The organism is Sphingosinicella soli (assembly GCF_014199685.1).
In the GTDB taxonomy this organism is placed as follows: Bacteria; Pseudomonadota; Alphaproteobacteria; order Sphingomonadales; family Sphingomonadaceae; genus Sphingosinicella; species Sphingosinicella soli.
Genome location: NZ_JACHNZ010000001.1, coordinates 149,309 through 163,886 on the forward strand (window position 1 = coordinate 149,309; position 14,578 = coordinate 163,886).

General features: G+C 66.5%; 18 protein-coding genes, 1 tRNA gene and 1 riboswitch. Of the genes, 9 read left to right on the plus strand and 10 right to left on the minus strand.

Annotated elements, in window-relative coordinates; all coding sequences use genetic code 11:
* Nucleotides 1-3 precede the first annotated feature (3 nt).
* The 6 genes from GGQ98_RS00750 to GGQ98_RS00775 form a co-directional block, all read right to left on the minus strand.
* Nucleotides 4-927, minus strand: coding sequence for a DNA polymerase III subunit delta' (locus tag GGQ98_RS00750; RefSeq protein WP_184063613.1), 924 nt, complete (start codon nt 925-927; stop codon nt 4-6).
* Complete coding sequence (tmk, locus tag GGQ98_RS00755; protein ID WP_184063616.1) at nt 924-1,535, minus strand: dTMP kinase; 612 nt, start codon at nt 1,533-1,535, stop codon at nt 924-926. Before tmk ends, GGQ98_RS00750 begins: the two co-directional genes overlap by 4 nt.
* 6 nt (nt 1,536-1,541) lie before the next feature.
* A complete protein-coding gene (locus tag GGQ98_RS00760) occupies nt 1,542-2,699 on the minus strand; it encodes a D-alanyl-D-alanine carboxypeptidase family protein (protein WP_184063619.1) in 1,158 nt (385 codons plus the stop codon).
* A gap of 118 nt (nt 2,700-2,817) precedes the next feature.
* Nucleotides 2,818-3,621, minus strand: coding sequence for a M55 family metallopeptidase (locus GGQ98_RS00765; RefSeq protein WP_184063623.1), 804 nt, complete (start codon nt 3,619-3,621; stop codon nt 2,818-2,820).
* A gap of 29 nt (nt 3,622-3,650) precedes the next feature.
* The gene (locus GGQ98_RS00770; RefSeq protein ID WP_184063626.1) at nt 3,651-4,409 is read right to left on the minus strand and encodes a septal ring lytic transglycosylase RlpA family protein; all 759 of its coding nucleotides are present in this window, start codon (nt 4,407-4,409) and stop codon (nt 3,651-3,653) included.
* A gap of 72 nt (nt 4,410-4,481) precedes the next feature.
* Complete coding sequence (locus tag GGQ98_RS00775; protein WP_184063629.1) at nt 4,482-5,438, minus strand: lytic murein transglycosylase; 957 nt, start codon at nt 5,436-5,438, stop codon at nt 4,482-4,484.
* A 204-nt stretch (nt 5,439-5,642) separates the two neighbouring features.
* On the opposite strand from GGQ98_RS00775, the gene GGQ98_RS00780 reads away from it, so the two are divergent.
* From GGQ98_RS00780 to GGQ98_RS00795, 4 genes are all read left to right on the plus strand, one after another.
* Nucleotides 5,643-5,732: transfer RNA gene (locus tag GGQ98_RS00780), tRNA-Ser, on the plus strand.
* Nucleotides 5,733-5,923: 191 nt separating this feature from the next.
* On the plus strand, nt 5,924-6,148 hold the full coding sequence (locus tag GGQ98_RS00785; RefSeq protein WP_184063632.1) for a hypothetical protein: 225 nt from the start codon (nt 5,924-5,926) through the stop codon (nt 6,146-6,148).
* 146 nt (nt 6,149-6,294) lie between these two features.
* Complete coding sequence (locus GGQ98_RS00790) at nt 6,295-6,561, plus strand: DUF2171 domain-containing protein (RefSeq protein WP_184063635.1); 267 nt, start codon at nt 6,295-6,297, stop codon at nt 6,559-6,561.
* A complete protein-coding gene (locus tag GGQ98_RS00795; RefSeq protein WP_184063638.1) occupies nt 6,561-6,746 on the plus strand; it encodes a hypothetical protein in 186 nt (61 codons plus the stop codon). The genes GGQ98_RS00790 and GGQ98_RS00795 overlap by 1 nt, the downstream gene beginning before the upstream one ends.
* Before the next feature lie 71 nt (nt 6,747-6,817).
* Here the strand turns inward: GGQ98_RS00795 and GGQ98_RS00800 are convergent, their stop codons facing one another.
* Both GGQ98_RS00800 and GGQ98_RS00805 read right to left on the minus strand, forming a co-directional pair.
* Nucleotides 6,818-6,991, minus strand: a complete 174-nt coding sequence (locus GGQ98_RS00800) for a DUF1328 domain-containing protein (RefSeq protein ID WP_184063641.1) — start codon at nt 6,989-6,991, stop codon at nt 6,818-6,820.
* 114 nt (nt 6,992-7,105) lie between these two features.
* Nucleotides 7,106-7,654 carry a TIGR00645 family protein gene (locus tag GGQ98_RS00805; protein WP_184063644.1) on the minus strand — a complete coding sequence of 183 codons (549 nt, stop codon included), beginning with the start codon at nt 7,652-7,654 and terminating at the stop codon, nt 7,106-7,108.
* A 158-nt stretch (nt 7,655-7,812) separates the two neighbouring features.
* Here GGQ98_RS00805 and GGQ98_RS00810 point away from each other — a divergent pair, with 158 nt between their 5' ends.
* Nucleotides 7,813-8,670: a pirin family protein gene (locus GGQ98_RS00810; protein WP_184063647.1), complete on the plus strand. Its 858-nt coding sequence runs from the start codon at nt 7,813-7,815 to the stop codon at nt 8,668-8,670.
* Between the two features lie 67 nt (nt 8,671-8,737).
* Here GGQ98_RS00810 and rpmE read toward each other — a convergent pair whose 3' ends face one another.
* Nucleotides 8,738-8,968, minus strand: coding sequence for a 50S ribosomal protein L31 (gene rpmE / locus GGQ98_RS00815; RefSeq protein WP_184063650.1), 231 nt, complete (start codon nt 8,966-8,968; stop codon nt 8,738-8,740).
* Nucleotides 8,969-9,069: 101 nt separating this feature from the next.
* Nucleotides 9,070-9,268: riboswitch (cobalamin riboswitch) on the plus strand.
* A 77-nt stretch (nt 9,269-9,345) separates the two neighbouring features.
* Here rpmE and GGQ98_RS00820 point away from each other — a divergent pair.
* Genes GGQ98_RS00820 through GGQ98_RS00835 form a run of 4 tightly spaced genes read left to right on the plus strand, consistent with a single transcriptional unit; the run spans nt 9,346 to nt 13,665 of the window.
* Entirely contained in the window at nt 9,346-11,217 is a 1,872-nt protein-coding gene (locus GGQ98_RS00820; protein WP_184063653.1) for a TonB-dependent receptor plug domain-containing protein, read from the plus strand.
* Nucleotides 11,205-12,002 (plus strand): ABC transporter substrate-binding protein, encoded by a 798-nt coding sequence (locus GGQ98_RS00825; RefSeq protein ID WP_184063656.1) that lies wholly within the window; start codon nt 11,205-11,207, stop codon nt 12,000-12,002. The genes GGQ98_RS00820 and GGQ98_RS00825 overlap by 13 nt, the downstream gene beginning before the upstream one ends.
* Complete coding sequence (locus GGQ98_RS00830) at nt 11,999-12,967, plus strand: iron chelate uptake ABC transporter family permease subunit (RefSeq protein ID WP_184063659.1); 969 nt, start codon at nt 11,999-12,001, stop codon at nt 12,965-12,967. The genes GGQ98_RS00825 and GGQ98_RS00830 overlap by 4 nt, the downstream gene beginning before the upstream one ends.
* Entirely contained in the window at nt 12,964-13,665 is a 702-nt protein-coding gene (locus GGQ98_RS00835) for an ABC transporter ATP-binding protein (protein ID WP_184063661.1), read from the plus strand. Before GGQ98_RS00830 ends, GGQ98_RS00835 begins: the two co-directional genes overlap by 4 nt.
* On the opposite strand, the gene GGQ98_RS00840 is transcribed toward GGQ98_RS00835, so the two are convergent.
* Nucleotides 13,617-14,513 (minus strand): LysR family transcriptional regulator, encoded by an 897-nt coding sequence (locus tag GGQ98_RS00840; protein ID WP_184063663.1) that lies wholly within the window; start codon nt 14,511-14,513, stop codon nt 13,617-13,619. The two genes, GGQ98_RS00835 and GGQ98_RS00840, sit on opposite strands and share 49 nt — an antisense overlap.
* Nucleotides 14,514-14,578: the final 65 nt, after the last annotated feature.

Sequence of the window (14,578 nt, forward strand, 5' to 3'; positions counted from 1 at the left end):
CTGCTACCGGGGGTTATCGAGTTCGCCCACATATCCCGCCAGTTCGAACGCGACAACCTGCGGATCGTAGGCCAGCGGAACAGCCTCGGCGGCGAGGGCGTGCGCCTTCTCCCACAGCTGGAGCGTGCGTGCAAGCGATGCGCCCGTGCGCGTCCGCGCCGCGCCCGCGATGAACGCGGGGACGAGCTCGACGAAGGCCTCATAGCGCGCCTGCGCGGTCTTCCCCGCCAGCGACCGGGCGAGCGCCATCGCATCGCCCCCGCCCCGCGACAGTTCGGAAAGCGCGAGCGTGAGCTTTTGAACGTCGAGACCGGCAAAACGCAGCGCACGGCCCGGCGAGCCCTCCGCAAGCGCGACCAGCGCCTCGATCTCCGCCGCGCTGCTCTCTTCGAGCGCGCGGGTGAGCACCGCGCGGACATCGGGCTCGCCGAGCGGCTGGAAGCGGAGCGTGCGGCAACGCGAGCGGATCGTGGGCAGCAGGCGCACGGGATTGTGGCTGACCAGAAGGAACAGCGTTTTTTCAGGCGGCTCCTCAAGATTCTTGAGGAAGGCATTGGAAGAGCTGCGATTCATCTCGTCGGCAGCATCGACCAGGACGACGCGCCAACCGCCGAAGCCGGGCTTCGACTGGAACAGAGACTGCAACTCGCGAACCTGCTCCACGACGATCTCGGCGCGCAGCGCGCCGCGATCGTTCAGCCCGCGCTGGAGGACACGAAAATCGGGATGGCTGCCCGCCTCCATCAGCGCCAGCGCCGGATGCGGCGGCCCCTTGCCGTCGGTCAGCACGAAACGCGCGAGCGCCCCGGCGACACTCGCCTTGCCGATGCCCGGCGGCCCGGTGAGCAGCCACGCATGATGCACCTTGCCCTGATCCCACGCGGCGCGAAACGCATCCTGCTGCGCCTGATGGCCGATGATGCTCACAGGCCGAAACGCGCGGCGACCACGGACCAGACCGCATCGCTGACGTCATCCACGGGCGCGTCGCCCGAAACCACGGTGACATCGGGGAAGGACAGGAAACGATCGCGCACCGCCTTGTGGAAGGCGGGCGGCTCGCCCTCGAAACGCGCTTCGCCCCCCGCCCGCCCGGCGGCGCGCGCAAGGCCGAGCGCGGGATCGACATCGAGCACGATGGTGAGATCGGGCCAGAGGTCGCCGGTCGCGAAGGCGTGGAGCTGCCGCAGCGCGGCGTCGTCGAGCCCGCGCGCGGCGCCCTGATAGGCGAGCGTGGAATGCACGTAGCGATCGCACAGCACCCACTTGCCATCGGCGAGCGCGGGGCGGATGCGCCGCGCGACGTGATCCGCGCGCGCGGCGTTGACGAGCAGCGCCTCGACGCGGCCATCCCAGCGCCCCGGTTCCCCCTCCACGAGAAGGCTGCGGATATCTTCGGCCCCCGGCGTTCCGCCGGGCTCGCGCGTCGTGACGACGTCGATGCCGTGCGCGGAGAGCCGCGCGGCGAGGCGGCGGAGCTGGGTGCTCTTGCCGCCCCCTTCCCCGCCCTCGAAGCTGATGAACTGCCCGCCCACGCGGCCTCAGCCGCCGAACACGTGCCTGAACGCCGCCATCATGCGGCCAAACGGCCCGGCCTTCTCGACGGCCTCGGCAGCGACGAGCGGCACGCGCTGCTCGGCAAGGCCGGGCACGGTGAGCACCAGCTCGGCGATCTTCTGTCCCTTGGCGATCGGCGCGGAGACCGGCCCGTCGTAGACGATCTTTGCGTCCACACCGGTGACGATCGCCTTGGGCACCGAAACGCGGGTGCCGGGCGCGGCCGTGACGCCGACATCCTTCGCGGCGCCCAGGAACACGGGGGCGCGCAGCGCCACCTTGCCGTTTGCCAGAACCGGCTTCGCGTCCCACGCGCCGAAGCCCCATTCCATCATGCGGGTCGATTCGCGAACGCGCTCGTCCCAGGAGGTCATGCCCGACACGACCATGACGAGACGCCGCCCGTCCTGCTCGGCGGACCCCGTGAACCCGAAGCCCGCCGCTTCGGTGTGGCCGGTCTTCAGCCCGTCCGCGCCGCGCACCTTGCCCAGAATGGGGTTGCGGTTCGGCTGCGTGATCGGCTTGCCGCCCATGGTTTGCCCCCACGTGAAGCTCTCGACCGCGTAGAACTTCTTGTAGAGGTCCGGGTAGTCCGTGATCGTCCGCTCCGCGATGATCGCGAGGTCGTGCGGCGTCACCACTTGCAAGTCATCGGGCCAGCCGTTCGAATTGGTGAAGTGCGAGCCTGTGAGGCCGAGCTTTTTGCCTTCGGCGTTCATCAGGTCGGCGAAGGCCTCCTCGGTGCCGGAAATGCCCTCGGCAAGCACCACGCAGGCGTCGTTGCCCGAAAGCGTGACGATGCCGTGCAGCAGATCCTCGACGGAAACCTCCTGGTTCGGCGACAGGAACATCGTCGAGCCCGCCTTGGGCCCGTGCCACTTTTCCCACGTTTCGGGGCGCACGCGCATCTTCTGATCGAGCTTCAGCTTGCCCTGCTTCACAAGATCGAACGCAACGTGCGTCGTCATCATCTTCGCCATCGATGCCGGCGGCATCTGCTGGTCGGCAGCCTGCGAAAAGAGCACGGCGCCCGTGCTCATGTCTTTCAGATACGCGAAGGGCGCGACGCTCTGATAGTCGGCGGCGGCGGTGGGGACGGCGAAAGCCAGCATGAGGGCCGAAATCGGCGCGGCAAGACGCATCGCTTGGTTACACTCCTTATGATCTTCTGCGCGCGCCGTGCAGCTTCGAACGCGCTTTGCACGAGTCTGTATCAGCTATAGCCCGCGCCCGAATGCTTCGCCAGCGCGGAGGCGAAGGCTACGACAGCTTGAAGAAGGTGAGAAACGCCAGCGCCTTGTTGAGTTCGACCATGTCTTCCACCCGGAAACCGACGGTGTTCGAACCCAGACGGCGGAACATCGGCAGGAAGGCCAGCACTTCCGCGGACAGGCGCTCCACGATCGTGAGTTCCACATCGATAGGCCCATCCTGCACGAACAGTCGGGCCTTCGCCCTTGCCGCGACAGCGCGGGCGGCGGCGGCAACCGTTTTCGGCGATGGCGACATGGCGGAAAACGTACCCAGGGCGCGCTTGGTGGTGACATGTTCGAGCGGGCCGAGCGCGGCGGCGTTCTTTTCGACGAACACGTCGTCGCCCGAGATCATCAGCAGCGGCACACCGAACCGGCCTGCCGTCGCGGCGCTGATGAAGGCTTCGTCGGCTTCGCGTCCGTTGAGCTTCAGGCTGCGGATCGCGCGGCTCGACATGGTGTGCGCCATCGCGCCCGCGCTGTCCGCCGCGCCCGCGTGATAGCCGATGAGCATGGCGCCGATGTAGTCGCCCACATCGATCCCCTGCATCATCAGGAGCGGTCGCGGCCATGACCGCACCAGCCATGTTCCTTCGGGCATCCTGTCCGCGAGAATCGAAAGTCCGTTGCCATGGGAATCGCAGACGACACATTCGGTGACGCCCGCCGCCTGCGCGCCGCGCACGACCGCGAGCACCTCGTTCGTCATCAATTCGCGGGCAGCGGCATATTCGAAGCCTTCGGGCCCGGCCTGATCTTTCGAAACGATCCCGGCCACGCCTTCGATATCGGCGGAAATGAAAAGCCGCATAGGTTCACATCATCCTTGCTGTGCTGAATTCAGGCTCGCGGGCCGAGCCCGACGAGGCGCGCCTCCGAATAGCCCGCCGCCTGAAGCTGCGCCAGCACCGATGCCGCGCTCGCCTCGTCGGCAAAAGGCCCGACGCGGACGCGGTAGAAGCCGGTGCCCGTGGACGTGATGTTGCTGACGCCGAACCGGCTGATTTCCGCAGCGAGACCGGCGGCCCGCCCGCGATCGGAAAGCGCGGCGACCTGCACGAAGATGTCCCCGACGGGCACCTGCGGAGCCGCGACCGGCGCGGGCACAGGTGCAGCGGCGGCTACGGCAGGCGGCTGGCCTTTAGGATAGATGCGCTTCACATGCACGCGCGCGGTGCCTTGCTGTTCGACGCCCAGCAACTGCGCGGAGCGGCGTGACAGATCGATGATGCGGTCCTTCGCGAAGGGCCCGCGATCGTTGACGCGCACGGTGAGCTTGCGGCCGTTTTCGAGGTTCGTCACCTCCACCCAGCTCGGCATCGGCAGCGTGCGGTGCGCGGCGGTGACGTCGTTTTCATCGAAGCGCTCGCCGTTGGCGGTGGGCTTGCCGTGGAACGTGGGGCCGTACCACGAGGCCATGCCGCTTTCCTGATAATGCGGATCGTCGGACGGGTAATACCACTTGCCCGCGATCTGGTAGGGATTGCCGACCTTGTAAGCGCCCGCGCTTTTCGGTGCCTGCACGCTCCCCGCGCACGCGGCGAGCAGCGGCAGCAGCATGACCGGCACAAGGCCGGACCGGAACATATTAATGGCCATGAGGCCCCTCCCCGCCGAACGAATGACGCGGGAACTGGAATCACCGAACGACCGCGCAGTCAAGCCGCGCCGTCAGCTTCCGGTGCGCAGGCGGTCGGCAAGCAGCCCCACCGAGAGCGCGTAGAAGTTCGAGCAATTGTAGGCGAGGAGCGCGCGGTAGTTGCCGTAGGCGAGATACGCGCCCTTGCCGGGACCGTCGGGCTCGACAAGCGTGGCGAGCGTGTCGTCGGCGGGCCAGGTGCGGCCGTCCTGCGGCTGCAGACCGAGCGCGCGCCATTCCTTCACCGGAATCCAGCGGCTGTGCCTGGCGAGCACGCGCGTGCAGCTTTTCGGCTCGACCGTGTTGACCACGCGGATGCGATCGAGCGCCGCTGGCACGGACACGCGCATCGCCCAGTCGCCGCCCGTCACCCAGCCGTTGTTCTTCAGATAATTGGCGATGGACGCGGCCGTGTCGGCGCGGCTCCGCCAGATATCGGCCGTGCCGTCTCCGTCGAAATCGACCGCGTGGGTGAGGTACGACGACGGCAGGAACTGCGGGTTGCCGGTGGCGCCCGCCCACGAGCCGACGAGACGGCTGCGCGGCACGCCGCTGTCGATCATGCGCAGCGCCGCGATCAGCTCACGCGTGAACAGCGCCTCGCGGCGGCCGTCGAACGCGAGGCTGGCGAGCGAACGGACCAGATCGAAATCGCCCGTGTAGCTTCCGTAGTTCGTTTCCATGCCCCAGATGCCGAGCATGATTTCGGGCGGTACGCCGTAGCGGGCCTGAACGGCGCGCAGCGTCTGGTCCAGCTCCACCGCGAGGCGTTTTCCGGGGTTGATGCGCGCAGGCACAAGGCGCGCCGACAGATAGTTGCTGAACAGCGGCACGCTTTGCGGGCGGCTGTCGTCGGGCTGGGCGCGGTCCAGCTCCACGACGCGCGCATTGTAGGTGAGACGATCGAGCGCGCTCGACAAGGTCGCGGCGCCGATCCCCTCCCCCGCCGCCGTGGCGCGGAAATCCGCGAGCCATTTCTGGAAACGCATCTCCGTAGAGGCCTGGGGCGGCGCATCCGCAGATGACCCGGATACGGGCGCCTGAGCCGGCGTCTGAGCCGATGATGCCGAAGGGGCAAGCAGAGACAGGGCAATTGCCGCAAAGCGCAGGACCAAGATTTCTCTCCTTCAGCCGGGCAGCCCAACCTACATGCTTGAAACCGTAATCCCAATAGGCGATGAGACGCGCGCAGCGGACAGGTGGCCGAGTGGTTTAAGGCAGCGGTCTTGAAAACCGCCGTGCGGGTAACCGTACCGTGGGTTCGAATCCCACCCTGTCCGCCAAGGCGCCAAGCTCAAAATCACCCATCCGGCAGTATGCCCAGTGGAAGCAACAGTTCGTCGCAGAAAAAAGCGTCCCGATTCGGAACATGTCGCGGCATATGCTAGTATCCGACAGTCGATCCAAACACCCCCGAGCCGGAGTCGTCTGACAGCCAGAGAAGCTGCCGCTTGCATTTTACAGGAGCATCGAGATGGCGAATTCGCCTGAATATGCCCGCATGCGCGAATCTCACTGCCGTACCATGGCGGAAAGCGCGACGGACCCAGCGGTCAAACGCATCCACGAAGAGCTGGCGATCCGCTATGCCAGACAGGCCGCAGAGGCCCTGAATGCCGCATCGGCACATGCCCCCGGCCTTGATGCAGAACATCAAGGCGGAGGCATGGCCGCGCGAAGGGAACGCAACGCGCGATAGCTGTAACGGTTGTGGCCCTCTTTGCGCTCCGCGACTGGTCGCAAATGCGTTTGCGGCGGGGCGCGGAACGACGCGTTTGCGCCGGACGTTAAGAGAGCATCCCGGCGGCGCTCGAATTGCGGGCCTCGCCCGACAGGAGAAAAGCCATGACGGATCTCAGCAAAATCAGCGAACATATGGAAGTGATCGGCGCCGACGGCGTCCACATCGGCACCGTGGACAAGGTTGAAGGCGACCGCATCAAGCTCACAAAGGCCGACAGCGGCTCCCACGGCGACCATCACCATTATTTCTCGGCGGGCCTCGTCGCGGGTGTGGAAGAGGGCAAGGTCCGGCTTTCGGCGAACGGCGACAATGCCGTGCTTCTGGAAGAAGAGCGCGACGGCGGCGCCATCTCCGATCGGAACCGCTGATGGCGAGCAATCCCGAAATTCCCAAGCCGGACATCATCGAGCCGCAATCGCCGCCCGAAGCACCGCCGCCCGTCATTCCCGACGGAGAACCCATGAAGACACCGGCGGAAATCGTGCCGATCGAGCCCGACCGGGACAAACCCCACGACATACCGCACGACTTTCCGCCCGATCGGCAGGAATAGAAAAACAGAACGCCCGGACTTCAAATCCGGGCGTTTTTTGTTTTGCAGCGTTCAGTGCGGCGGCAGGATCGTCACATGATCTTCTTGGCCGCAGTGACGCCCAGCACGAGAAAGATGACCGCCACGATCAAGGCTGCCACGAACAGCACCTTGGCAATGCCCATCGAAGCCCCGGCGAGACCGCCGAAACCCAATACGCCCAATACCACCGCGGCGATGGCGAAAATGATTGCCCATTTAATCAACGCGCGCTCCTCTTTTTATGTCGGAGACCGTTCTCCTTCCCGAACAATGGCTGGGCCCGGGAAGCGTTCCACACGCGGGAAAATCAATAGGCGATCCAGTGTGGCGGGCGCTCTTTAATGCCGCTGCTGCGTCATCCGGTCCACGTAAGCGATGCCGATCGCCGAGAGGATGAAGATGGTGTGGATGATCGTCTGCCACAGCACGCCGGTTTCGGTGATGCGCGCGTCCGGCATGCCGATGCTGCTTGCCTCGATGAAGGTTCGCAGCAGGTGGATCGACGAGATGCCGATAATCGCCATCGCCAGTTTCACCTTCAGCACGCCTGCGTTGACGTGGCTCAGCCATTCGGGCTGGTCCGGGTGGCCCTTCAGCCCGAGGCGCGAAACGAAGGTTTCGTAACCGCCGACGATGACCATGACGAGCAGGTTGGAGATCATCACCACGTCGATGAGGCCCAGGACCACAAGCATGATCTGCTGCTCGCTGAACTCCCAGCTGTACATGACGAGATGAAGGAGTTCCTTCAGGAACAGGAACACATAGACCATCTGCGCGACGATCAGCCCCAGATACAGCGGAAGCTGCAGCCAGCGTGAGCTGAAGATGAGCAGAGGAAGCGGGCGGAGGCGCGGCGGGAGGCCGGAAGAATCGGGTGTGGACATGATTTCGGCATATCGCAGAGGAAACGGCATTCTCCAAGGCCGCTGTTGCATAAGCGGAAACATTGGATTGCGTCCCTCTCCCCTGCTCATGCACCGGGGCGCTGCCCATATCGAGGTGCGAAGGCGAACACCAAGCGTTCGCCATGCGGAGACAGACCATGAAGACGATCATTGCACGCCACACCAACGAACAGCGCCACTGGGTGGGCGACGGCTTTCCGGTGCGCTCGCTCGTCTCCTATCACACGATGAGCGACGTCAGCCCGTTCCTGCTGCTCGACTATGCGGGGCCGCATGTGTTCGAGCCCGCCGAAACCCCGCGCGGGGTCGGCACGCACCCGCACCGCGGCTTCGAAACCGTCACGATCGTTTATGACGGCGAGGTGGAGCATCGGGATTCCGCCGGAAACGGCGGCGTCATCGGCCCCGGCGACGTGCAGTGGATGACCGCGGCGGGCGGCATTCTTCACGAGGAGTTCCATTCGGCGGGCTTCACCCGCACGGGCGGGCCGTTCCGCATGGTTCAGCTGTGGGTGAACCTGCCCGCGAAGGACAAGATGGCGGCGCCCGGCTACCAGTCGATCGTGGATGCCGAGATCCCGGTCGTCGATCTTGGCGGCGGGCGCGCGCGGATCATCGCGGGCGAACTCGGGGGCACCGCCGGTCCGGCGCGCACCTTCACGCCCGTCAACGTCTGGGACGTGCGGCTGGACCGCGATGCCGATGTGACACTGGCGCTTCCCGAAGGGCACACGACGCTCGTTGTCGTTCTGTCGGGTCACGTCACGGTAAACGGCACCGACGCGGGCACCGCCGAAGTGCTGGAACTGAGCCGGGTGGGCGACGGCGTGCGGATCGCGGCGTCCGGCGACAGCGCCCTGCTCGTGCTCACCGGCGCGCCGATCGATGAGCCGGTCGTGGGCTACGGCCCGTTCGTGATGAACAGCGAGGCGGAAATCCGCGCTGCCGTCAACGACTTCAACAGCGGCCGCTTCGGCGCGATGGCTGCGGCATAATGCAAACGGGGGGCAGACGAACGCCGTCTGCCCCCCGTTTCAATCGTCAATGGAGCCTGAAAGCGGCTTACTTCTTGCCGAGTGCGAGGCCGCCGAAACGCTTGTTGAAGCGTGCGACGCGGCCGCCGGTGTCCAGCATCTTCGAGTTGCCGCCGGTCCAGGCCGGGTGCGTCGTCGGATCGATTTCCAGGAGCAGCGTGTCGCCCTCCTTGCCCCACGTCGAGCGCGACGGGTAGGTCGTGCCGTCCGTCATCTGCACGGTGATGTTGTGGTAATCGGGGTGAATGTTCTGCTTCACGTCTTGAACTCCGTTGCATGCCGCTGGTTTCCGACCAGCCGCCGGGAAAGCGGGGCCAATAGCCGACACGCACGCCACTTGCAAGCCGGGCCGTGAGCGACTATCCCCGCCGCCGTCATGGTGCCTCAGCAATGGGGATAATAGGGAAGCCGGTCTGAAACCGGCGCTGTGCCCGCAACTGTAGGCGGATAGCCTGCATGCCATAATGCCACTGGAACGGCCCCACAGGCCGGACCGGGAAGGCGGCATGCAAGGCGGCAACCCGCGAGTCAGGAAACCTGCCATGACAGTCGTCCACGCCCGGCCGGGTCCAGCCGATCGCGTGCGAGCAGTCATGCCCGCTGAGACGATGTGTAAACATTGCTCATGGAGGCATTATGATTGCTGTATTTCTTCTTTCCGCCGCCGCCGTTCTCGATGACGGCACGCTGGTCGTATCGGCCGCACGCGAACCCGTCGCCTACAACGAAACGGGCGGCGCGCTGACCGTGATCGAGGGGGCGACGATCGAGGCCGTGGCCTTGCCGCAGCTCGTGGATATCCTCCGCCTGTCACCGGGCGTTTCTGTTGCGCGGTCCGGTCCGACCGGCGCGCAGACGCAGGTTCGCATCCGCGGCTCGGAAGCCAACCACACGCTCGTTTTCATCGACGGCATCGCGCTGAACGACCCGGCGACCTCCGGCGAGTTCCGCTGGGAGACGCTCGGTTCCGACGGCATCGCGCGCGCCGAGGTGCTGCGTGGGCCACAGTCTGCACTTTGGGGCTCCGAAGCCATCGGCGGGGTCGTCTCCGTCACCACGGCGGAGCCGACCGACGGTACGCGCATCTTCGGCAGCGCCGAATACGGCTCGTTCGGCACCCTCCACGCGGCGGGCGGCGCCGGTATCGGCAGTGAACGCGGCGGCATCGTCGTGCAGTCGAGCTGGTACGACACCAAGGGCACCGACAGTTTCGGCGGCGGGATCAAGGAACGCGACGGGTACGAGTCGCTGATGCTCTCCGCAAAAGCCTCGGTGCGGCCGACCGAGAACGGAGAGCTCGGGCTCGTCGTGCGCCATACCAATTCGATCAGCGAGTTCGATGGCTACAATGATTTCTTCGTGCGCGACGACACGCTGGACGCCACGCGCATCCGGGCGACCGCGATGCGCGGCTTCGGGCGCGTCGATGCGCTGGACGGGCGCTCGCGGCACGAGATTTTCGGCAGCTTCGTGACGACCGACAACATCAACCGCGACGGTGACACCTTCCTGAACCGCACCGACGCCGAAGTGTTCGAAACCGGCTACCAGACCGGCATCGACTTCGGCAGCGAAGCCTTTCGGCACCGCGTGACCGGCGCCGTCGAGTATCGCACGCAGCGCTTCATCGCCAACGATGCCGAGTATTTCGGCGGCACCAACCAGCGTGTCTCGCGTGACCGCACCAGCTTCGTGCTCGATTACGGCCTCAGCGCGGGCGGTCTCGCGCTTGGTGCAAGTCTCCGCCGCGACGAGAACGATGCGTTCAAGGACGCGACGACGTGGCGGGCGAACGGACGCTACACGCTTGAAAACGGCTTCACGGTGCATGCGAGCGCAGGCAAGGGCGTGACCGACCCGACATTCACGGAAATGTTCGGCTTCTTTCCGGGGAGCTTCGTGGGCAACCCCGACCTTACGCCGGAACGCTCGATCGGCTGGGATGCCGGGATCGGCTATCGCAAGGGCGCGGTTTCTGCGGACGTGACATGGTTCCAGGCGGATCTGGAGAACGAGATCGTCGGCACGTACGATTCCTCCACCTTCCTCTCCAGCGTCGCCAACGCGACGGGCAAGAGCAAGCGCAAGGGCATAGAGGCATCGTTCGACGCCAGGCCGCTTGGCTGGCTGACGCTTGGCGGCAGCTATACATGGCTGGACACGAAGGAGACGCAGGTTGCCGGAACCGCGCGCGTTCGCGAGGCGCGCCGTCCGCGTCACAGCGGCAGCCTGCTGGCGACCGCCGATTTCGAAGTCGCATCGGTCACGTTCGCGGCGAATTACGTGGGCAACCGCAAGGACACGGATTTCGACAGCTTTCCGGCACAAATCGTGACACTGAAGGACTATGTGCTCGCCACGCTCTCGGGCCGCGTGAAGCTCGGCGGCGACTTCGAGTTGACGGGACGCATCGAAAACCTGTTCGATGCGACGTATGAAGACGCCTTCGGATACCGGACGCAGGGCATCTCCGCATTCGGCGGTGTCCGGGTGAAATGGGGCGGCTGATCGCCCTTTTCGGCCTGATCGCCTTCGCCGCTGCGGCGGCGGAGGCGGCAGCGCCTGTCCCTGCCCCAGCGGCGCGGGTCGCATCGCTGGGGCTGTGCACGGATGAGCTTGCGCTGCTGCTCGCAGAGCCCGGTCAGCTGGTTTCCATCTCGTTTCTCGGCCACGAGCGTCGGGAAACGCCGCTTGCGCGCAAAGCGCGCGGCCTCCACAGCAACGACGGCAAGTTCAGTTCGGTCGCGCATCTCAAGCCCGACCTCGTCATCACCGGCGGCGTGGTCAACCGTTTCGCCCGCGAACTCGCCGAACGCACCGGCACGCGCGTGATCGACGTGCCGCCGCCGATGACGCTCGACGATCTGCGCCGGAACATTCGCACCGTCGCCGCCGCGCTCGGGCATCCCGCCCGCGCCGAGGCGCTGATCGGCTGGATGGATGCAAGGCTCGGCGCCGTGCCGGACAGCCCGCGCGCCGCACTGATGATCGTGGCGGGCGGTCTCACCCCCGATGTGCATTCGATTGCCGCCGAGCTGCTGTCCCATGCGGGTATCAGGCAGATGGTGACGCCTTCGCGCCGTGTGACGCTGGAAGGACTGATCGCCGCGCCGCCGCCCCTTCTGATCCTCAGCCACTACCGCGCCAGCCAGTTCTCGCTGCCGCAGGACTGGCTCGGAACGGCGAAGCGTATTTCGGGCCGCACGGCCTCTGTCGACGGCAGGCTCTGGTCCTGCCCCGGCCCGCTCGCGGCGGCCGATGTTGCCCGCCTGCGCGCGGAAACGCGGCCGTGAGCGTTCTGCGGCTCTGCCTGATCCTCGGCGGCGTGCTGATCGCCGTGTCGGCGGCATCGCTGCTTGTCGGCGACGTTCCGATCCTGCGGCTTATGGACAGCGATCCGGGGCTCGCGCGCATGCTGATCGTCGAGCTTCGCCTGCCTCGGCTGGTGCTCGCGGCCACGGCAGGCGCTGCGCTCGGGCTCAGCGGCGCGGCCTTGCAGGGGCTGCTGCGAAACCCCCTCGCCTCGCCCGACATCCTCGGCACGTCGGCGGGCGCGGCGCTCGGCGCGGTGATGACGGCCTATTTCCTGGGGCTTTCAGGCACGCTGGCGATGGCCGGGGGCGGCATCGCGGGCGCGCTTCTGGCGCTCGTACTGCTGCTCGCGCTTGCCGGGCGCGGCGCATCCTCGGCAACGCTGATCCTTGCGGGCGTCGCGATTTCGGCGCTGGGCGGCGCGATGATGAACCTCGCGCTCGCGCTCGCGCCCTCGCCGTTTGCCTTTTACGATATCATGTTCTGGCTGCTCGGCTCGTTCGCCGACCGCAATCTCGACCATGTCCGCGTCGGCCTTCCCGCGATGGTCATCGGCAGCGCGCTTCTGCTCACCGCCGCACGCGGCCTCGATGCGCTCGCACTCGGCGAGGATGTCGCCGCGACGCTGGGCCACGATGTGCGCACCATGCGCTGGCGGATCGTCGGCGGCAGCGCCATCGCTGTCGGCGGCGCGGTCGCCGTGGCGGGGATTATCGGCTTCGTCGGTCTCATCGTGCCGCATCTGGTGCGTCCGCTGGTGAGAAACCGCCCCGGCCCGGCGCTGCTGCCGAGCGCGGTCGCGGGCGCGGCGCTGCTGGTGGCGGCAGACATCATCATGCGCTTTCCGCTGAACGGCAAGACGCTGCCCATCGGCGTCGTCACCGCGATACTGGGCGCGCCGTTCTTCCTGTGGCTGATCCTTTCGCGGCGAGGAACGCAGGCATGAACGGGCTTGTCGCAAAGGGCATCGCACGGCCGCACCTTTCGGGCGCGCTCGACATCACCGTCGCTTCAGGTGAAATCGTCGGGCTCATCGGGCCGAACGGTTCGGGCAAAACCACGCTGCTGCGCGCGCTTGCCGGGCTTACCGCCGGAGACGGCAGCATTCATATAAACGGCACGCCGCTTGCCGCCATGACGTCATCGCAGCGGGCACGGCGCATCGCCTTCATGCCTGCCGGTCGCCGTGTCGACTGGCCGATGCGCGTGGATGATATCGTCGCGCTTTCGGGCGCGGGCGGGGATGCGGTCGCCGGGGCGCTGGGCCGTGTCGGCATGTCTGCCTTCGCCTCGCGGCGCGTCGACACGCTTTCAACCGGTGAGCGCGCGCGCGCGCTGCTGGCGCGCGTTCTGGCCGGAAACGCGGACTGGCTGCTGCTCGATGAACCGACGGCGAACCTCGATCCGGGCCACGAACTCGATGTCCTTGCGGTACTGCGTGCGGAGGCGGCACGGGGAGCGGGCGTGCTGGCATCGTTCCATAACCTTGCGCTGGCCGAGACACACTGCGATCGCTGCGTGCTGATGGCGGACGGGCGGATCGTGGCGGAGGGCGTGCCTGCCGCCGTGCTGACCGATGCCAACCTCGTGGCAGTCTACGGGATCGTGCGCGACGGCGCGGGATGGCGGCGCAGCGCCTCCTGAACGAGTGACGTCATGCGCGAAACGTCGCTGCGCAGCGCCATGGCGACGGGGCTTTGCAGCACGGCGAGCGTTCGCGTCCGGTCGAAGCCCGACAGGCGCCGCTGGACGACACCGGGCGCGCTGTAAGACGCAGGCATCACGGTAACGCCGAGGCCGGCGGCGACCATCGCCAGCGCCCGCTCCTCCTGCACCGTGCGATACGCGAGCGGCGGGCGCACGCCGTGGCCGGTGAAGTGACGGCTCACCTCGCTCAGCACCTCGCAGCGGCGGCGCACGACCATCGGCGTGCTGTGCAGAGCGTCCGACGGCACCGGATCCGATCCCGCGAGCGGATGGCCTTCGGGCAGCATCAGCAGATAGGGCTCCTCCCCCACCACGACCGGCGAATATTTCTCCGTTCCCGCGCGCATCAGCGTCAGCGCCATATCCACGCGGCCCTGATCGAGGCGGGTGACAAGTTCGGCATCGCTGCCCTCCACGATCTCAAGCCCATTTGCGCCGTCGATGGATTGCCAGTCCCGCACCAGCCGTTCGCCGATGCTTGCCGGAACGGTGTGAAGCAGGCCGAGACGCAGTGCCCGCCGCCGTGCGGGCTCGCCGATCTCACCGAGCGCGGCGTTGTATTCCTGCATGATGTTGCGCGCCCGCTGAAGGAACCGCGCGCCCGCCTCGGTCAGTTCCACGCGCCGTGCTGAACGCACGAACAGCGAAACGCCAAGTTCCCGCTCCAGCTTCGCGACGCCCGCTGAAAGCGTTGGCTGCGTGACGTTCACGCGCGCCGCCGCCGCCGTGAAGCTGCCGTTTTCGACGATGGCGAGGAAGTAGCGCAAAAGGTAGCCGTCAATCATAGATGCCATCTATGCGAAACAGGCGGCGTATTCAATTAAGACCGAATCCCTTCGCCGTGCTATCC

Coding starts and splice junctions, on each gene's coding strand:
- GGQ98_RS00785 (WP_184063632.1), top strand. CDS start 5,924: ATGGCGAATTCGCCTGAATATGCCCGCATGCGCGAATCTCACTGCCGT.
- GGQ98_RS00765 (WP_184063623.1), bottom strand. CDS start 3,621: ATGCGGCTTTTCATTTCCGCCGATATCGAAGGCGTGGCCGGGATCGTT.
- GGQ98_RS00805 (WP_184063644.1), bottom strand. CDS start 7,654: ATGTCCACACCCGATTCTTCCGGCCTCCCGCCGCGCCTCCGCCCGCTT.
- GGQ98_RS00775 (WP_184063629.1), bottom strand. CDS start 5,438: ATGCGTTTCCAGAAATGGCTCGCGGATTTCCGCGCCACGGCGGCGGGG.
- GGQ98_RS00760 (WP_184063619.1), bottom strand. CDS start 2,699: ATGCGTCTTGCCGCGCCGATTTCGGCCCTCATGCTGGCTTTCGCCGTC.
- GGQ98_RS00770 (WP_184063626.1), bottom strand. CDS start 4,409: ATGGCCATTAATATGTTCCGGTCCGGCCTTGTGCCGGTCATGCTGCTG.
- GGQ98_RS00810 (WP_184063647.1), top strand. CDS start 7,813: ATGAAGACGATCATTGCACGCCACACCAACGAACAGCGCCACTGGGTG.
- GGQ98_RS00825 (WP_184063656.1), top strand. CDS start 11,205: ATGGGGCGGCTGATCGCCCTTTTCGGCCTGATCGCCTTCGCCGCTGCG.
- GGQ98_RS00795 (WP_184063638.1), top strand. CDS start 6,561: ATGGCGAGCAATCCCGAAATTCCCAAGCCGGACATCATCGAGCCGCAA.
- GGQ98_RS00820 (WP_184063653.1), top strand. CDS start 9,346: ATGATTGCTGTATTTCTTCTTTCCGCCGCCGCCGTTCTCGATGACGGC.
- GGQ98_RS00835 (WP_184063661.1), top strand. CDS start 12,964: ATGAACGGGCTTGTCGCAAAGGGCATCGCACGGCCGCACCTTTCGGGC.
- GGQ98_RS00840 (WP_184063663.1), bottom strand. CDS start 14,513: ATGATTGACGGCTACCTTTTGCGCTACTTCCTCGCCATCGTCGAAAAC.
- GGQ98_RS00790 (WP_184063635.1), top strand. CDS start 6,295: ATGACGGATCTCAGCAAAATCAGCGAACATATGGAAGTGATCGGCGCC.